Origin of the sequence: Corynebacterium sp. HMSC034B08 (assembly GCF_001835805.1) — a bacterium.
Taxonomy (GTDB): Bacteria; Actinomycetota; Actinomycetes; order Mycobacteriales; family Mycobacteriaceae; genus Corynebacterium; species Corynebacterium coyleae.
The window spans coordinates 295,198-310,031 of record NZ_KV825964.1; the positions used below are offsets into that span (position 1 = coordinate 295,198).

General features: G+C 61.9%; 15 protein-coding genes. 5 read left to right on the top strand and 10 right to left on the bottom strand.

The window, feature by feature from the left end:
- Nucleotides 1-55: 55 nt before the first annotated feature.
- The 6 genes from HMPREF2656_RS07845 to dapB form a co-directional block, all read right to left on the bottom strand.
- Nucleotides 56-682, bottom strand: a complete 627-nt coding sequence (locus HMPREF2656_RS07845) for a TIGR03085 family metal-binding protein (protein WP_083319495.1) — start codon at nucleotides 680-682, stop codon at nucleotides 56-58.
- A 24-nt stretch (nucleotides 683-706) separates the two neighbouring features.
- Nucleotides 707-1,132: a hypothetical protein gene (locus tag HMPREF2656_RS07850; RefSeq protein WP_070451016.1), complete on the bottom strand. Its 426-nt coding sequence runs from the start codon at nucleotides 1,130-1,132 to the stop codon at nucleotides 707-709.
- Between the two features lie 69 nt (nucleotides 1,133-1,201).
- Nucleotides 1,202-3,280 carry a ribonuclease J gene (locus HMPREF2656_RS07855; protein ID WP_070816275.1) on the bottom strand — a complete coding sequence of 693 codons (2,079 nt, stop codon included), beginning with the start codon at nucleotides 3,278-3,280 and terminating at the stop codon, nucleotides 1,202-1,204.
- A 2-nt stretch (nucleotides 3,281-3,282) separates the two neighbouring features.
- Nucleotides 3,283-4,191 (bottom strand): 4-hydroxy-tetrahydrodipicolinate synthase, encoded by a 909-nt coding sequence (gene dapA, locus HMPREF2656_RS07860; RefSeq protein WP_070816276.1) that lies wholly within the window; start codon nucleotides 4,189-4,191, stop codon nucleotides 3,283-3,285.
- 36 nt (nucleotides 4,192-4,227) lie between these two features.
- Nucleotides 4,228-4,863 (bottom strand): FAD-dependent thymidylate synthase, encoded by a 636-nt coding sequence (locus HMPREF2656_RS07865; RefSeq protein WP_070816277.1) that lies wholly within the window; start codon nucleotides 4,861-4,863, stop codon nucleotides 4,228-4,230.
- Nucleotides 4,864-5,607: a 4-hydroxy-tetrahydrodipicolinate reductase gene (gene dapB, locus HMPREF2656_RS07870; protein ID WP_070816278.1), complete on the bottom strand. Its 744-nt coding sequence runs from the start codon at nucleotides 5,605-5,607 to the stop codon at nucleotides 4,864-4,866.
- A 55-nt stretch (nucleotides 5,608-5,662) separates the two neighbouring features.
- On the opposite strand from dapB, the gene HMPREF2656_RS07875 reads away from it, so the two are divergent.
- Genes HMPREF2656_RS07875 through HMPREF2656_RS07890 form a run of 4 tightly spaced genes read left to right on the top strand, consistent with a single transcriptional unit; the run spans nucleotide 5,663 to nucleotide 9,131 of the window.
- Complete coding sequence (locus HMPREF2656_RS07875) at nucleotides 5,663-6,313, top strand: AMIN-like domain-containing (lipo)protein (RefSeq protein ID WP_070816279.1); 651 nt, start codon at nucleotides 5,663-5,665, stop codon at nucleotides 6,311-6,313.
- On the top strand, nucleotides 6,313-6,564 hold the full coding sequence (locus HMPREF2656_RS07880) for a hypothetical protein (protein ID WP_070816280.1): 252 nt from the start codon (nucleotides 6,313-6,315) through the stop codon (nucleotides 6,562-6,564). Before HMPREF2656_RS07875 ends, HMPREF2656_RS07880 begins: the two co-directional genes overlap by 1 nt.
- A 19-nt stretch (nucleotides 6,565-6,583) precedes the next feature.
- Nucleotides 6,584-7,555, top strand: a complete 972-nt coding sequence (locus HMPREF2656_RS07885; protein WP_070816281.1) for an oxygenase MpaB family protein — start codon at nucleotides 6,584-6,586, stop codon at nucleotides 7,553-7,555.
- 10 nt (nucleotides 7,556-7,565) lie between these two features.
- Nucleotides 7,566-9,131, top strand: a complete 1,566-nt coding sequence (locus HMPREF2656_RS07890) for a succinic semialdehyde dehydrogenase (protein WP_141761041.1) — start codon at nucleotides 7,566-7,568, stop codon at nucleotides 9,129-9,131.
- A gap of 55 nt (nucleotides 9,132-9,186) precedes the next feature.
- On the opposite strand, the gene HMPREF2656_RS07895 is transcribed toward HMPREF2656_RS07890, so the two are convergent.
- The 4 genes from HMPREF2656_RS07895 to HMPREF2656_RS07910 all read right to left on the bottom strand — a co-directional run bounded on the left by HMPREF2656_RS07895 (nucleotide 9,187) and on the right by HMPREF2656_RS07910 (nucleotide 13,910).
- Complete coding sequence (locus HMPREF2656_RS07895; protein WP_070422398.1) at nucleotides 9,187-11,511, bottom strand: polyribonucleotide nucleotidyltransferase; 2,325 nt, start codon at nucleotides 11,509-11,511, stop codon at nucleotides 9,187-9,189.
- A 96-nt stretch (nucleotides 11,512-11,607) separates the two neighbouring features.
- Nucleotides 11,608-11,877: a 30S ribosomal protein S15 gene (rpsO, locus tag HMPREF2656_RS07900; protein ID WP_070422298.1), complete on the bottom strand. Its 270-nt coding sequence runs from the start codon at nucleotides 11,875-11,877 to the stop codon at nucleotides 11,608-11,610.
- 102 nt (nucleotides 11,878-11,979) lie between these two features.
- Complete coding sequence (locus HMPREF2656_RS07905) at nucleotides 11,980-12,942, bottom strand: nucleoside hydrolase (RefSeq protein WP_070816282.1); 963 nt, start codon at nucleotides 12,940-12,942, stop codon at nucleotides 11,980-11,982.
- Nucleotides 12,939-13,910 carry a bifunctional riboflavin kinase/FAD synthetase gene (locus tag HMPREF2656_RS07910; protein WP_070451068.1) on the bottom strand — a complete coding sequence of 324 codons (972 nt, stop codon included), beginning with the start codon at nucleotides 13,908-13,910 and terminating at the stop codon, nucleotides 12,939-12,941. Before HMPREF2656_RS07910 ends, HMPREF2656_RS07905 begins: the two co-directional genes overlap by 4 nt.
- Before the next feature lie 30 nt (nucleotides 13,911-13,940).
- On the opposite strand from HMPREF2656_RS07910, the gene truB reads away from it, so the two are divergent.
- Nucleotides 13,941-14,834 (top strand): tRNA pseudouridine(55) synthase TruB, encoded by an 894-nt coding sequence (gene truB / locus HMPREF2656_RS07915; RefSeq protein WP_070816283.1) that lies wholly within the window; start codon nucleotides 13,941-13,943, stop codon nucleotides 14,832-14,834.

Consider the following 14,834-nt stretch of genomic DNA (forward strand, 5'->3'; position numbering starts at 1 on the left):
AACGCCTTAAGTCACATTTTCCCCATACGCCACACCAGAGGCACGGTGTCAAGCGTTACATCTTGACATCCAGACCATCGAGCGCTTCCAATGCGCCGGTCAGTTCAATCTCCGCAGCGTTGCGACCCGATACCCACAACAGCAATTCGCCGGGTGCTCCGCTGACGCGCACGACGTCGTCGCCACGCTGTGCCACCCCTGCCTTATCCCCGAGAGTCACCGGCGGCAGGTCCGGCGGTGTCAGAATCACGGGCGCTTGAGCCTTCCGAAGCGTCATTGCGCCAAAGCGCTTCGCCAGCGCCAACAGTTGCGCATTCACCGTGCGAGAAAAGTCGCGCGGGCGCACCTCTCCCCCACCCCGGCGCACATCCTCGTGGTGAATAAAGTGCTCGGCAGTGTTCATTGCAGCATCGAACGGCTTGATCCACACCGGCGGGCCGGCCGCCCACTCGTTCACCACCTCGGTGTATGGGCGGGCCTTCACCTTTGAGGTTTCCTTCTCCGTCATACCCGACAGTGCGTCCACGAACATGCCCGGCAACGCCAAGGGCTTCGACTCGCGGATCAGCAGGTGTGCGGCCAAGTCGAAGGTGTTCCACCCTTCGTTCAAGGTGGGCGCATCAGGGCCTACCTCAAGGAACAACTCGGCCAGACGTGAGCGTTCTCGTTGTGCAAAAGACATGCCAACGAGCATAGCCACGAGCTTTTAGAGCAGCTGCGCGCTCCGGAACACGCTAAAGAGATTCTGCTCGATATTGATGAACACTCGGAGTACAGGTGCGAACATCGCCCACGTCTTGTCAGTGGTCACGACCCGACCCGACGCGCCGTAACCCAAATCGGTGACCGTCTGCCCTTCGACGTAGCACCCCTGCATGCCACCTTTGTAGTGAGCGCACAGGATCTGGTCGCCGTCGAAACGACCCAGCACGCGAATCGCATCGTTATTAGCCGAGTAGTAGTCCTGATCACCAGGGCGCACAACGTCGTGGCTCATCCAGTATCCGGTGTAGCCCGGATCGTACGGAACCGGTGTCCCCTCCGGCAGCGGATGTGCTCGCTCGTCGGCAAGTGCAGGCGTGGCTGTGAGAAGGGTCGCGGTGGCGGTGAGTGCTACGAGTGACTTTTTCATACCTCTGAAATAGCAAAATCGGGGCCCGGCGTTACGGCCAGACCCCGATTTGGGGGTTAACGCAGCGAACTAGCGGGACTCGCGAGTAGCGGCGATTTCCTCCTCAGTCGCGATGTGGTTGTCGGACGACATCGGCACAACGGTCGGCAGGATCACAGGCTGACGCTTGTAGTTCTGCTCGATCGCGCGCGAGACCTTGCGGCGGATCTGCTGCACCATGCGGAACGGATCGTTCTCGCCTTCCGCAGCGAGGTCACCCATGACGGCTTCAACACCTTCGACGACCTTCTTGTTGAAGTCGCGGTCATCGTCGGAGTAGCCGGTCGTCGATACGCGAGGTGCTTCAAGGAGACGACCCGTGGCGTCGTCGATAACACAGGTAATCGACACGACACCGCCGGATGCCAGCGACGTACGATCGGCGAGCACGTCCGGATCGACGTCACCCATGGTCACGCCGTCAACGTAGAGCTGGCCCACCTGGTACTGGCCGGCAACCTTGATGTTGCCCTTGTGCATATCGACGACAACACCATTCTGGGCAAGCGCCGTGTTGTTCGGCTTCACACCAGTAGAGATCGCGAGCTCCTTGTTCGCGCGCATGTGACGCCATTCGCCGTGCACCGGCATGGCGTTGCGCGGGCGTGCTGCGTTGTACAGCGCAAGCAGCTCGCCAGCGTAGCCGTGGCCGGACGCGTGAACGTGCGCCTCAGCGTTGGTGATCACGTTCGCACCGATCTGGGCGAGGTTGTTAATCACCGCAAACACGGCCTCCTCGTTGCCCGGAATGAGCGAGGACGACAGGATGATCGTGTCGCCGTCGTGGATGGTGATCTGACGGTGCTCGCGGCGAGACATGCGCGACAGCGCCGCCATCGGCTCACCCTGCGTACCCGTAGTGATCAGTACCGTCTTATGCGGGGCCATCTTCGCGGCTTCTTCGATCGGAATGATCGTGCCCTTCGGAGCCTTGAGCAGGTTCATCTTCTCCGCAATCTCCATGTTGCGGAGCATGGATCGGCCGTTGAAGGCAACCTTGCGGTTGTTGGCCACAGCGGCGTTGACCGCCATCTGCACACGTGCAACGTTGGAGGCGAACGAGGCAATGACAACGCGCTGGCGAGCATTACCGACGAGACGGATCAGCGTCTCCTCAATACCCGCCTCCGAGGCGGAGATGCCCGGGATGGTGGCGTTGGTGGAGTCACACATGAACAGGTCGATGCCTTCGTCGCCAAGACGCGACAGGGCCGGCAGGTCGGTCGGCTTGCCGTCGTACGGGGTCTGGTCAACCTTGACGTCGCCGGTCATCACGACGTGGCCGGCACCGGTCTTGATGGACACGCCGAGGCACTCCGGAATGGAGTGGTTGACGTGCCAGAAGCGCAGGCGGAACGGGCCGACGGTGACCTCGGAGTCCTTGTTCACGTCGTTGAGCTTCGGACGCTGGCGGTGCTCCTGCGTCTTTGCCTTGATCAGGGCGTTGGTGAACTTGGACGAGTAGATCGGGATGTCGTGGCGCAGCTTCAGCAGCCACGGGATCGCACCGATGTGGTCTTCGTGGCCGTGGGTGACGATGAGCGCGTCGATCTTGTCCAGCTTGTTCTCAATCGGGCCGAAGTCCGGCAGGACCAGGTCCACGCCCGGCTCGTCGGAGTTCGGGAACAGCACGCCACAGTCCACGATGAGCAGACGGCCGTTGTATTCGAAGACCGTCATGTTGCGGCCGATTTCGGAAATGCCACCAAGTGCGTAGATACGCAGGGTGTCCTTGGCCAGTTTCGGCGGGGCTGGCAAGCGCTTGGTCAGGTCGGCGCCTTGCATTCCCTTCACCGGGTTGCGACGTCCGCCGCCCTGGTTGCCACCGCGACCACGGCCACGGCGACGGTTTCGGCTGCTGCCACCACCGTTGCCGCCACCACCGTTGTTGCCGCCGTTACCACCACGGTTGCCGCGCGGCCTTTCGCCGCCATTGCGACCACCGTCGCGACCGCCATCACGGCCCGCGTCGCCGCCATTATCGGCGGTGTTCTTCTGTGCGTTTGTGTCCGGGGTCTCCGGAGCTTGGAAGACCGGCTGTTGATCAGCCGCTTCCGGGGGTCCTGCCTTGCGCGTCACCTTACGGGCGCGGTTGCGGGGTTCGTTCATATTTATAGGACTCCAGCCTGTTTCATATCTTCTTGGAGCCGCTTGACCTGCTCGGCTGTCGCTGGTGCGACAGGCAGGCGCGGGTCTCCCACTTCGATGCCCTGCAGTCGCAGAGCTGCTTTTGCAAATGTCACGCCACCCAGCTCGGCCTGCTGCCGTGCGAGGACGTTGAGTACGTTGGCGTTGATTTCCCGTGCGCGGGCGAGGTCGCCGGCCTCGAATGCGTCCACGAGTCCCCGCAGCGCTTGTGGTGCTGCGTGTCCGACGACGGAGATAACTCCGGTTGCGCCGAGTGTGAGCCAGGGCAGGTTGAGCGGGTCGTCGCCTGAGTACCACGCCAGGCCTGTCTCTTGGATGAGCCCTGCGGCTTCGAAGAGGTCGCCGCGGGCGTCTTTCATTGCCTGAATGTTGTCGACCTCGGCGAGTTCGCGGATCGATTCGGCAGTGATGGGGATCCCGGAGCGTCCCGGGATGTCGTAGAGGCAGACGGGTAGGTCGGTTGCGGCTGCGATTGCTTTGAAGTGCGCGACTACTCCGGCCTGTGAGGGCTTGGAGTAGTACGGGGTGACTGCGAGCAGGGCGTCTGCGCCCGCGTCTGCAGCTTGTTGTGCCAGCGTGACTGCGTGGCGGGTGTTGTTGGAGCCGGCGCCTGCGACGATTTTTGCGTTGGTGCCAACTTCTTCGCGCACTGCTTTGAGCAGCTCAACTTTTTCTTCTGCGCTGGTTGTTGGGGATTCGCCGGTGGTTCCGGCGAGGACGAGTGTGTCGATTCCGTTTTCTACAAGGTGGGCAGCAAGCCGACGTCCTGCGGCGAGGTCGAGGTTGCCGTCGGAATCAAACGGCGTAACCATGGCGACGCAGACGGTGCCGAATGTGTTGGCACCTGTATCAACTTTGCATGATGAGCCCATGAGCAAGAAGAATACCTCCTATTGACACGTATGTGCTTATCGACGTTCCCCTGCCGCCAAATCTTCAAACACCAAGGGCGCTTCCGGCTGGAGCACATCGAGGCACGCGCGTGCGATCATTCTGATTTCTTTGTCTTCATATTTTCCGCTGTGCTTCTCGACGAAACCACGCCACGCCCCGTACGACCCTGTGATTACCAGTTGCGTTGCGGTGGCTAAGGGCTGAAGCAAGCGTGCTGCTTCGGCGGCTCGTTTGCGCCGAGAGAGCAGGTTGGGGTCGTCGACAAGCACGTGCTCGAGGCCGTCGAGGAGTTCTTGGCGGATGAATGCAATGTGTTCGATGGCGGTGTCAAACAGGTTGACGAGGTCCTCGTCTTCCGCGATGAGGTGTGGGACGACCGCGCCGTCGTCGTCACGCAGGCTCACCGCGAAACCGGGGTGTGCACGGATGATTTCTGCCGCGGCGCGCGATACCCCGTACACGTGGAGGGTGGCGCTGGCGTGGGCGAGAAGGTCGGTGCGGTCGTCGTCGATAAGCCTGCGCAGCACTGTTTCGGCGTCGTGGGACGACATTGCGGCGTGCGCGATAACCGCCTCTGCGTCGGTGACATCGGTGCCGCCTGCGGGGCGGGTGTTGCGCAGGGCGGTTGCGGCGACGAGTTCGGCACGCATTTAGAGCCCGAGGTACTCGTCGAGGCCGATCGTCAGACCTGGACGGTTGGCCACTTCGCGCACACCAGTCAAAACACCTGGGACGAAGGATTCACGGCCGTAAGAGTCCTGACGGATGGTCAGTGACTGATCGGTGGTGCCGAAAATGACCTCTTCGTGCGCGACCATGCCCTGCATGCGTACCGCGTGGACAGGCACACCGTCGACATCGGCGCCGCGGGAGCCGTCGAGTGCTTGCTCGGTCGCGTCCGGCATCGCGTCCATACCGGCTTCCTTGCGGGCCTGTGCAATCCCCTGCGCTGTCTTGACCGCGGTGCCGCTCGGCGCGTCGAGTTTGTTCGGGTGGTGGAACTCGACGACCTCCGCCGACTCGAAGAATGGCGCCGCCTGGCGGGCAAACGCCATGGTGAGTACCGCAGAGATGGCGAAGTTCGGAGCGATGAGCACGCCGACACCCTCGTTAGCAGCACACCAATCGCGGACCTGCTGGTAGCGGGCATCGTCGAAGCCAGTCGTGCCGACAACGCAGTGAATGCCGTTGTTAATGCAGAACTCCAGGTTGTCCATCACCGCGTTCGGGGTGGTGAAATCGACGATGACGTCGACGCCTTCGTCGACAAGCGTTTGCAGCGAGTCCCCCTTGTTGATCTCCGCCGCCAGCTCGAGATCGTCCACCTTCTTCACCCCGGCGACGACTGCCGAGCCGACCTTGCCCTGTGCGCCAAGCACTCCAACCTTGATCATGTGCATCCTTTCTTTCGCTCGCCCGCAATGGTAGCGCCACCTAAGCTGGGCGACTATGAAACGCCACACGACACTACTTATCCCGGGTGCCATTGCGGCGCTGCTGCTCGGCGCGTGCTCTGCGGACAACGACGCCGGCACCGACGCCAGTACCGACGCCACCGTTACAGCACCAACGTCGCAGAGCACGACCGCTACCTCGAGTGAAGCGGCGACGACCACTGATGTCTCCCCTGCCGCAGCAGCTGCCCCCGTAGAGCCCCCCACCAAAGATGGGTTCTCGCTCGAAGACACACACATCCAGTCCGAGCAACTCGCCGAGATGATGATCGAAGACGTGCGTGCTGGTTCGCACGAGGGATACGACCGCCTCGTAGTGGAACTGTCTGGCACCGGTTCGCCGAGCGTGATCGCCGGGTACGACACCGACCCGCGCCAGCAGGCTTCCGGCCTCCCACTGAAACCCGCCGGTAATGCGTACTTCACGCTGATCATCCAGGGTGTGCCGCTAAGTATGTCTGCAGATGAGGCAGTCTTGGCTAAGTCCAGCCCCGCCGGCGTTGCGGCCGGCAGCATCACGGAGATCGCGGACGGCGGCGTGTTCGAAGCGGACGCCCAGTACGTTGTCGGTTTGGACAAGCAGCGCCCGTACAAGCTCAGCGTGCTTGAAAACCCGACCCGCATCGTCGTGGACTTTCAGAAGTAATGAACGCCACATCGTGGCTTGGGCTCGCCTTCGTCATCGGGGTGAGTGTCCTTGGGTTGTTCGTCTTGTGGCGCAAGTTGCGCGAGATTCAGCGCAGCGATCTTGACGACGACGCCAAGCGCCGCTGGGGCCTGCTTTTCGGTATCTCGCCGCTTGCCGGATTGTTTACGTGGAATCGTCGCGAAGAATTGCTCGGCCATCGTGACGATTCGGAAGAAACTTCCAGTGAGACAGGTCAAGGGGGAGCGTGATTGTGTTACGCTTCACACCATGCCAAAGCCACAGCCATCCGATAGCTTCGACGACCTGCTCGACGGCAGTGTTAAAACCGGTAAGCGCGACGTAAAACGCGCACCGCTCGGCCCTGACTCGCTGCTGTGGAAATGGGGCGCCGACAACCGCATTCAACTCCTGCGCGGCTACACCGGCGTGCTGCAGAATATGCACCCAGCCATCGGCCAGTCACTGCTGGACCACTCGAAGTTTTTCGAGGAGCCTTTCGCACGCCTTGAGCGCTCCACCCCTCAAATCATCGCGTCGATTTACGACGACCAGGACGTGATCGGTAAACAAATCCGCGATTACCACGTAGATATCAAGGGCAAGCTCCGCGACGGCAAGCGCTACCACTCGCTCAACCCAGAAACCTACTGGTGGGCACACGCAACATTCGTCTACCGTGTCATCCTCGCTCAGGAACTGTTCGGGACCCCGTTTACCCACGCGGAGAAAGACCAGATCGTGCGCGAAGGCGTGACCTGGTGGGACTTGTACGGCCTGTCCGAGCGCCCTGTCATTGACAACTACGACGACCTGATCGCCTACATCGAAGAGATGGAAGACACCGTGCTTGAGCGCAACGATACCGTCGATTTCGCGCTGCGTACCGCCCGCGTCGAACCGGTGAAGGCACCGGATGGTGTCCCCGAGGCTGTGTGGAAGGTCATCTGGAAGCCGATCATGCGCAGCGTGATTTGGCTGACTGTTGGCACGCTCAACGACAAGGAGCGCCAGATCCTCGACCTCGACTGGACGCACCGCGACCAGCGCCGCTTCAACCGAATCGCAAGGTTTATCCGCGGTGTGTTCAAGATCCTGCCTGAGGACAAGCGCTACATGGAGCCAGGGCGCTCGCTGATGATCAAAAACGGCATGATCTCCGGCAAGTACAAGGAACCGAAACTGATCACCCCGTACTCTCCGAAGAGCCAAGACGCAACGTCCGGCGGTTGCCCCGTCTAACATCGGCGTTATGCTGCCAAAACGCCTCCGCGAACAACCACTGCCCGCACACCTTCAGAGCGAGCTCGTCACCCTGACGACCAACCACGGCGGCGAGGTGATCTCCGTCGCATCTCCGCTTATCGACGAGCCCCTCGGCACCGTCCCCGCAGGCACCACAGACGACGTGGATGAAGCGTTTCGCCGCGCCCGTGTGGCGCAGCGTGCGTGGGCGGAGCGCAGCCTGGCGGATCGCACCGCGGTGTTCGACGCGTTCCATTCGCTGGTCTACCGGCACCGCGACGTGCTGGCGGACATCGTGCAGCTCGAGACCGGCAAGGACCGAACGGCAGCGTTCGACGAAGTGCTCGACGTGCTCAATAATGCCCGGTACTACGCCCGCAACGCAGCAACGTTTCTGGCAGAGAAACGACGCCCGGGTGCTCTACCTCTGCTGACCCGTGCGCGGGAGCAACGCATCCCCGTCGGTGTTGTCGGCCAGATCAGTCCGTGGAACTACCCGCTTTCCCTGGCTATTTCTGATGCCATCCCGGCTCTTATCGCTGGCAACGCTGTGGTGGCGAAGCCGGATTCGAAGACGCCGTTTTCGTGTCTCGTCGTCAAGCAACTGCTCGTGGAGGCTGGCCTTCCAGCGGACGTGTGCCAAGTCGTGACAGGCTCCGGCCAAAAAGTCGGCGGTGCGATAGCCGAGCGGTGCGACTACCTGATGTTCACCGGCTCCACCGCCACCGGCAAGAAACTGGGCCGCACTGTCGGCGAACGGCTCATCGGCTATTCCGCGGAACTCGGCGGCAAAAACGCGATGATCGTCGCGCCGGACGCCGACGTACAAAAGCACGCGCGCACAATGGCTATCGCGTGCTTCTCCAACGCGGGTCAGTTGTGTGTGTCCATCGAACGCATCTACGTCCACACAGACATTTACGACGACTTCCTGCACGCGTTCACCCACTCCACCGAATCACTCACCTTGGGCAAGGGACTGAACTGGGACTATGACATGGGCTCGCTTATCGACGATACCCAGCTCAAACGGGTGCAGACCTACGTCGACGACGCCGTAGCGAAGGGTGCACGGGTGGTCACCGGTGGCACACCTCGCCCAGATGTTGGTCCTCTCCACTTCGCGCCTACCGTTCTCGCAGACCTACCCGCTGACGCGAACCTGCGTGAGGAAGAGGTGTTCGGCCCCGTCGTGTATGTCCAGCGTGTGGCAAGCCTCGACGAGGCGATCGAGCAGGCTAACGCCCTCCCGTACGGACTAAACGCCTCCGTGTTTGCAGCCCCGCACACCGCCTGGGAGATCGCGCGCCGCGTCGAGGCTGGCAGCGTGACCATCAACGACGGCTACGCCGCTACATGGGGCTCGATGGCAACCCCGCTGGGCGGGGTAAAGGAATCCGGGATGGGCCGGCGCCACGGACGCGACGGGGTGACCAAGTACACCGAGGTGAAAAACATCGCACAGCAACGCATCGTGTCTATGCGCGGCCCACACGCGATGCCGAAGCGGCTCTACGGCCCGCTCATGACCTCGGCACTGGCGCTTGGCAAAAGGTTGCGTCTTCTGCCCTAGCAAGACAAAACGGGCGCTTCCCCAACTGGGAAGCGCCCATGATGTTTGCGAAAAACTACGCGTTATCCTCCACCGGGACAAGCGAGATCTTGCCACGGTTGTCGATGTCGCGGATCTCAACCTCGACCTTGTCGCCGACGTTGATGACGTCCTCGACCTTCTCCACACGGGTGTTACCACCCAGGTTGGAGATGTGGATCAGGCCATCGGTGCCCGGGGTGATGGACACGAACGCGCCGAACGCCACGGTCTTGACCACGGTGCCCAGGTAGCGCTCGCCCACCTTCGGCATCTGCGGGTTCGCGATCGCATTGACCTTCTCAATCGCGGCGTCGGCAGCCTCACCAGAGGTGGCGGAGACGAACACGGTGCCATCGTCCTCGATGGAGATGTCTGCGCCGGTGTCCTCGGTGATCTGGTTGATGGTCTTGCCCTTCGGGCCGATCAGCTCGCCAATCTTGGATACCGGGATCTTCACAGTGGTGATCTTCGGTGCGAGCGGGTTCATCTCGTCCGGGCCGTCGATGACCTCAGCCATCGTGTCCAGGATGGCCTCGCGGGCGTCGCGGGCCTGGTTCAGCGCATCTGCAAGAACGCTGGACGGAATGCCGTCGAGCTTGGTATCAAGCTGCAGGGCGGTGATGAACTCACGGGTACCGGCGACCTTAAAGTCCATGTCGCCGAACGCGTCTTCGGCACCGAGGATGTCGGTCAACGCAACGTATTCGGTTTCACCGTTGACCTCGCCGGAGACCAGACCCATCGCGATACCCGCAACCGGTGCTGCCAGCGGCACGCCAGCATTGTACAGCGACAGCGTGGAAGCACACACGGAGCCCATCGAGGTCGAGCCGTTAGAACCGAGCGCCTCGGAAACCTGGCGGATCGTGTACGGGAACGCCTCACGCGACGGGATCACCGGCTCAAGGGCACGCTCGGCGAGCGCACCGTGGCCGATTTCGCGGCGCTTCGGAGAGCCGACGCGTCCGGTTTCACCAGTGGAGTACGGCGGGAAGTTGTAGTGGTGGATGTAGCGCTTGGACTCCTCCGGGTGCAGCGAGTCGAGGTGCTGCTCCATCTTCAGCATGTCCAGGGTGGTCACGCCGAGAATCTGGGTCTCGCCACGCTCGAACAACGCAGAGCCGTGGGCACGCGGGATGAGCTCCACCTCGACGCCGAGGTCGCGGATATCGGTCACGCCGCGGCCGTCGATACGGAAGCCCTCGGTGAGGATCTTCTCGCGCACGATCTGCTTCTGCAATGCGTTGTACGCGGCGCGGATTTCCTTCGATGCTGCGTCGCGCTCCTCGCGCTCGTCATCGTCGATATCGAAGGAGTCGAACAGATCTTCCTCGATGTCTTCCATGTACTCGTTGGTGGCGTTCTCACGCTCAGCCTTCGATGCAATGGTCATCAGCTTGGCCAGCTTCTTCGCAGCCTTCTTCTCAACGGCCTTGAACACCTTCTCGGAGTACGCCGGGAAGAGCGGGAATTCCTTCTGCTCGGTGGAAACCTCGCTGGTAAGCGCACGCTGCGCACGGCACAGGGTCTCGATGTACGGCTTGGCAGCCTCGAGACCTTCTGCAACGGTCTTCTCAGTCGGGGCTGGGTAGCCCTTCTTGATCTGCTCGACCACGTTCACGCCGGCGCCAGCCTCCACCATCATGATGGCGACATCTTCCTCGGTCTTGCGGCCACGCTTGCGCTCAACCATGCGGCCAGCAACGACCATTTCGAACAGGCAACGCTCGTGCTGCTCGTAGTTCGGGAATGCCACCCACTGGCCCTCGGGGTGCTTGTCGTCGGCAAGCAGCGCCATGCGCACGCCACCAACCGGGCCGGACACCGGCAGGCCGGAAAGCTGCGTCGCGGCGGACGCACCGTTGATGGCGACGACGTCGTAGTACTCCTCCGGGTGCTGCGACAGCACCGTGATGACAACCTGAACCTCGTTGCGCAGGCCCTTAACAAAGGTCGGGCGCAGCGGGCGGTCGATCAGACGGCATGCCAGGATCGCCTGGGTGGACGGGCGACCCTCGCGGCGGAAGAACGAACCCGGGATCTTGCCCGCGGCGTACATGCGCTCTTCAACGTCAACGGTCAGCGGGAAGAAGTCGAATCCTTCACGCGGTTGGTTGGAGGCGGTGGTGGTGGCCAGCATCATGGTCTCTTCGTCAAGGTATGTGGTGACGGAACCATCGGCCTGGCGTGCGAGCTGGCCGGTCTCGAAACGAATGGTGCGGGTGCCGAAGTCGCCGTTATCCAGCGTGGCAACCGCTTCGGTGACGCCGAAATCTTCATCGACGTGGACATCAAACGAGTTGTTTGGCTTAAAGTTGCGCAAAAGATCCCTCTCCTTCGAAGGCGTGTTGGCGATCATCGGTGCCGCCATGTCATAGGTGTTCTTGCAACGGCCAGCAATAATAGCAAAAAACGCCCCACCGCGCAGGTGAGGCGTTATTTTTTGCGCTATTGCTTAGCGACGAAGACCCAGACGGGCAATGAGATCACGGTAGCGATCAACATTGTTCTCGCGCAGGTACTTCAGCAGACCACGACGACGACCGACGAGCAGCAGCAGGCCACGACGGGAGTGGTGATCGTGCTGGTGGTCCTTCAGGTGCTCGGTCAGGTTGTTGATACGCGCGGTGAGCAGCGCAACCTGTGCCTCGGTGGAACCGGTGTCGGTCTCGTGGATACCGTACTCCTTGAGGATTTCGGCCTTCTTCTCAGTGGACAGTGCCATGAGGTGCTCCTTGGTTGTTTCAGTTCGCGTTCTACGGAAAAAGTCTGTGCTGCACCGCAACTGCCGCGAACCACAGTCGGCTGGCGCAAGACCTCGAAAAGGTTACACGACAGGGGTGGACTGGGCCAAACCAGTCAATCGACGCATGAACTCTTCGAGGAAACCTGCAGTATCTACCCGTACAGCCACTGCTGCGCACTTGTCGGGGTCGTTCAGGCGGGTTTCGTCGCCAATCGTGCGCCCACGCGTCTCGCCCTCGGTGTCCACCTTCATGTTGATGCCAAGCGTGTCCACCAAACCCGGCTGGATAGCCACGGCAACCGCCAACGGGTCGTGCAGTCCGCAGCCACCAAGGTGCGGCGAGGTGGTCTTGTAGGCGTTGATGTAGTAGTTCGTGATGTCGGCAAGGAACTTCCCGCCGGTGGTGCCCAGTTCGGCCCACTTCGCGGTTTCTTTGGCGGTCAACAGTGTTTGTAGCGTGACGTCGAGACCGATCATGGTGACGTTGCGCAGCTGGCGGAACAGCAGGTCGGTTGCTTCGGGGTCCTGGTTGATGTTCGCTTCGGACCAGGCGGTGACGTTGCCTGGGACGGTGAGCGCGCCGCCCATCATTACGATGTTGGCATTTTCACGGAACACGTTGGATGCCTCGACCGCTGCCGCGATTGTGGTGGACGGGCCTGTGGGCACGATGATGAGGTCATCGCCGTACGCCGTAACCGATTCGACGAGGAAGTCCACCGCAGACGTCGATTCCACCTGACGCGTCGGATCAGGGATCTCCACCTCGCCAATGCCATTTTTGCCGTGGATGAACGCGGAGATCTCCTGGACCTCGAAGGAGTCCTTCGCGCGTGCGTGGTCTGGGCCTGCGAACACCGGAATGTCTGTGCGGCCAAACAGCTCCAAGATGGCAAGGGTGTTGCGCACTGAATCCTCGACAACCACGTTGCCGTAGGTGCAGGTCACGCCGATGAGTTCTACTTCGGGCGACGCGAGTGCGTACGCCAGTGCCAGGGCATCGTCGATGCCGGTGTCTAGGTCCAGGATCAGCTTCGTGGTCATGCACCGAGAATATCGCGGGTGGTGTCCACATCGCGCGCCATGTGCTCAAGTAATTCCTCAACGGAGTCAAACTTGACCATGTCGCGAACCTTGCCCACGAACTCCACTCGGGCCATCCGCCCGTACAGGTCGGCGTCGCGGTCGAGCACAAACGACTCAACGCTGCGCCGGTTGTCGCCAAACGTGGGGTTCGTCCCCACGGAGATCGCCGCTGGGTAGCGCACGCCGGGTTCCATGTCGCCGTCGATGGGGGCGTCGTCGATGATGGTGAGCCAGCCCGCGTAGACACCGTCAGCCGGGATCGCGGCCGCATCGGATGCGTACTGGTTGGCCGTCGGGTACCCCAGTTCCTTGCCGCCACGGCCGGCACCACGTTCAATCGGTGCGATCACAGAGAACGGCCGTCCCATGTAGTCGGTCGCCGTTTGTACGTTTCCGCCGGAGAGTTCGTCGCGGATGGCGGTGGAGCAGACCTTGACGCCGCCGTCGGAAAGCAATCGCACAATTGTCACGTCGATGCCTGCACGCTCCCCTAGCTGCGCCATGGTTGTAGCGGTGCCTGCGGCATCCTTTCCAAAGGTGAAATTCTCCCCCACCAGCACGTGGCGGGCGCGCAGTTGGCCCACGAGTACGTCCTCCACGTACCCCTCGGGCGAAACCCCGCCGAGCTCGTGCCGGAAATCAATGACAAGCAAGTAGTCCACGCCCAACTCAGCGATGTGGCGGGCGCGCTCCTCAAGCGACATCAGCGCCGCAGGCGTGTGACCTGGTGCGAATACCGTCACGGGGTGCGGGTCAAAGGTCATGACCACGCTCGGCACACCGAGTTCACGTGCGGTATCCACAGCCTTCGAGATCAGCAGTTGGTGGCCTCTGTGCACACCGTCAAAGACGCCGATAGTGACGACGGTGCCACCAGGCTCGCCAAACGTTTCCGGCACTGCGTCGAGGCCACGCAAAATATCCACGGGGGACACAGTACGGCATACTTCAAAAGCATGAACGATCCCCTCGAAAAGTCCGGCATTGTTGTCGTCGATAAGCCTCAGGGCTTGACGAGTCATGACGTGGTGGCGCGTCTGCGCCGCTTCTTTGGCACGCGCAAGGTTGGCCACGCTGGCACGCTCGACCCGATGGCCACGGGCGTGCTTGTCGCAGGCATTGAGCGCGGCACGAAGCTGCTGGCGCACCTGGTCGCAGAGGACAAGGTCTACGAAACGACGATCCGCCTCGGTGCGTCCACGACCACAGACGATGCGGAGGGCGAGATCACCGAAACGCACGACGCGTCTGCGGTAACCGACGACGCGATCCACGAGCAGATCGCACTGCTGACCGGCGATATCATGCAGGTTCCGTCGAAGGTGTCCGCGATCAAGATTGATGGGCGCCGAGCCCACGAACTGGTGCGCGCCGGTGAGGAGGTCACCATTCCTCCCCGCCCCGTGACCGTCCACGCTTTCGATGTCAGCGAGATCCGCCACCACGATGGCGTCGTCGACATCGACGCCCGCGTGCATTGTTCCTCCGGCACCTATATCCGCTCGCTGGGCCGCGACCTCGGCGCGGCGTTGGGGGTTGGCGGGCATTTGATTGCTTTGCGACGAACCTCCGTCGGCCCGTTCTCCATCGACGACGCTCACACCCTCGACGCGTTGGAAGACAATGCTGTGTTGTCACTGACCATGGATGAGGCACTGACCCGCTCGTGGCCGGTGCTTGATGTCTCTGCTGATGAATACGCGGCGCTATCCATGGGCAAGTGGCTCGAGCCGCGCGGTTTGAAGGGCGTGCACGCCGCCGTTGGACCAGACGGCAAAGCAGTCGCCCTGGTCAAAGAGCAGGGCAAGCGCCTAGCCACGGTGTTTGTGGCGCGGCCGTCCACGCTGTAG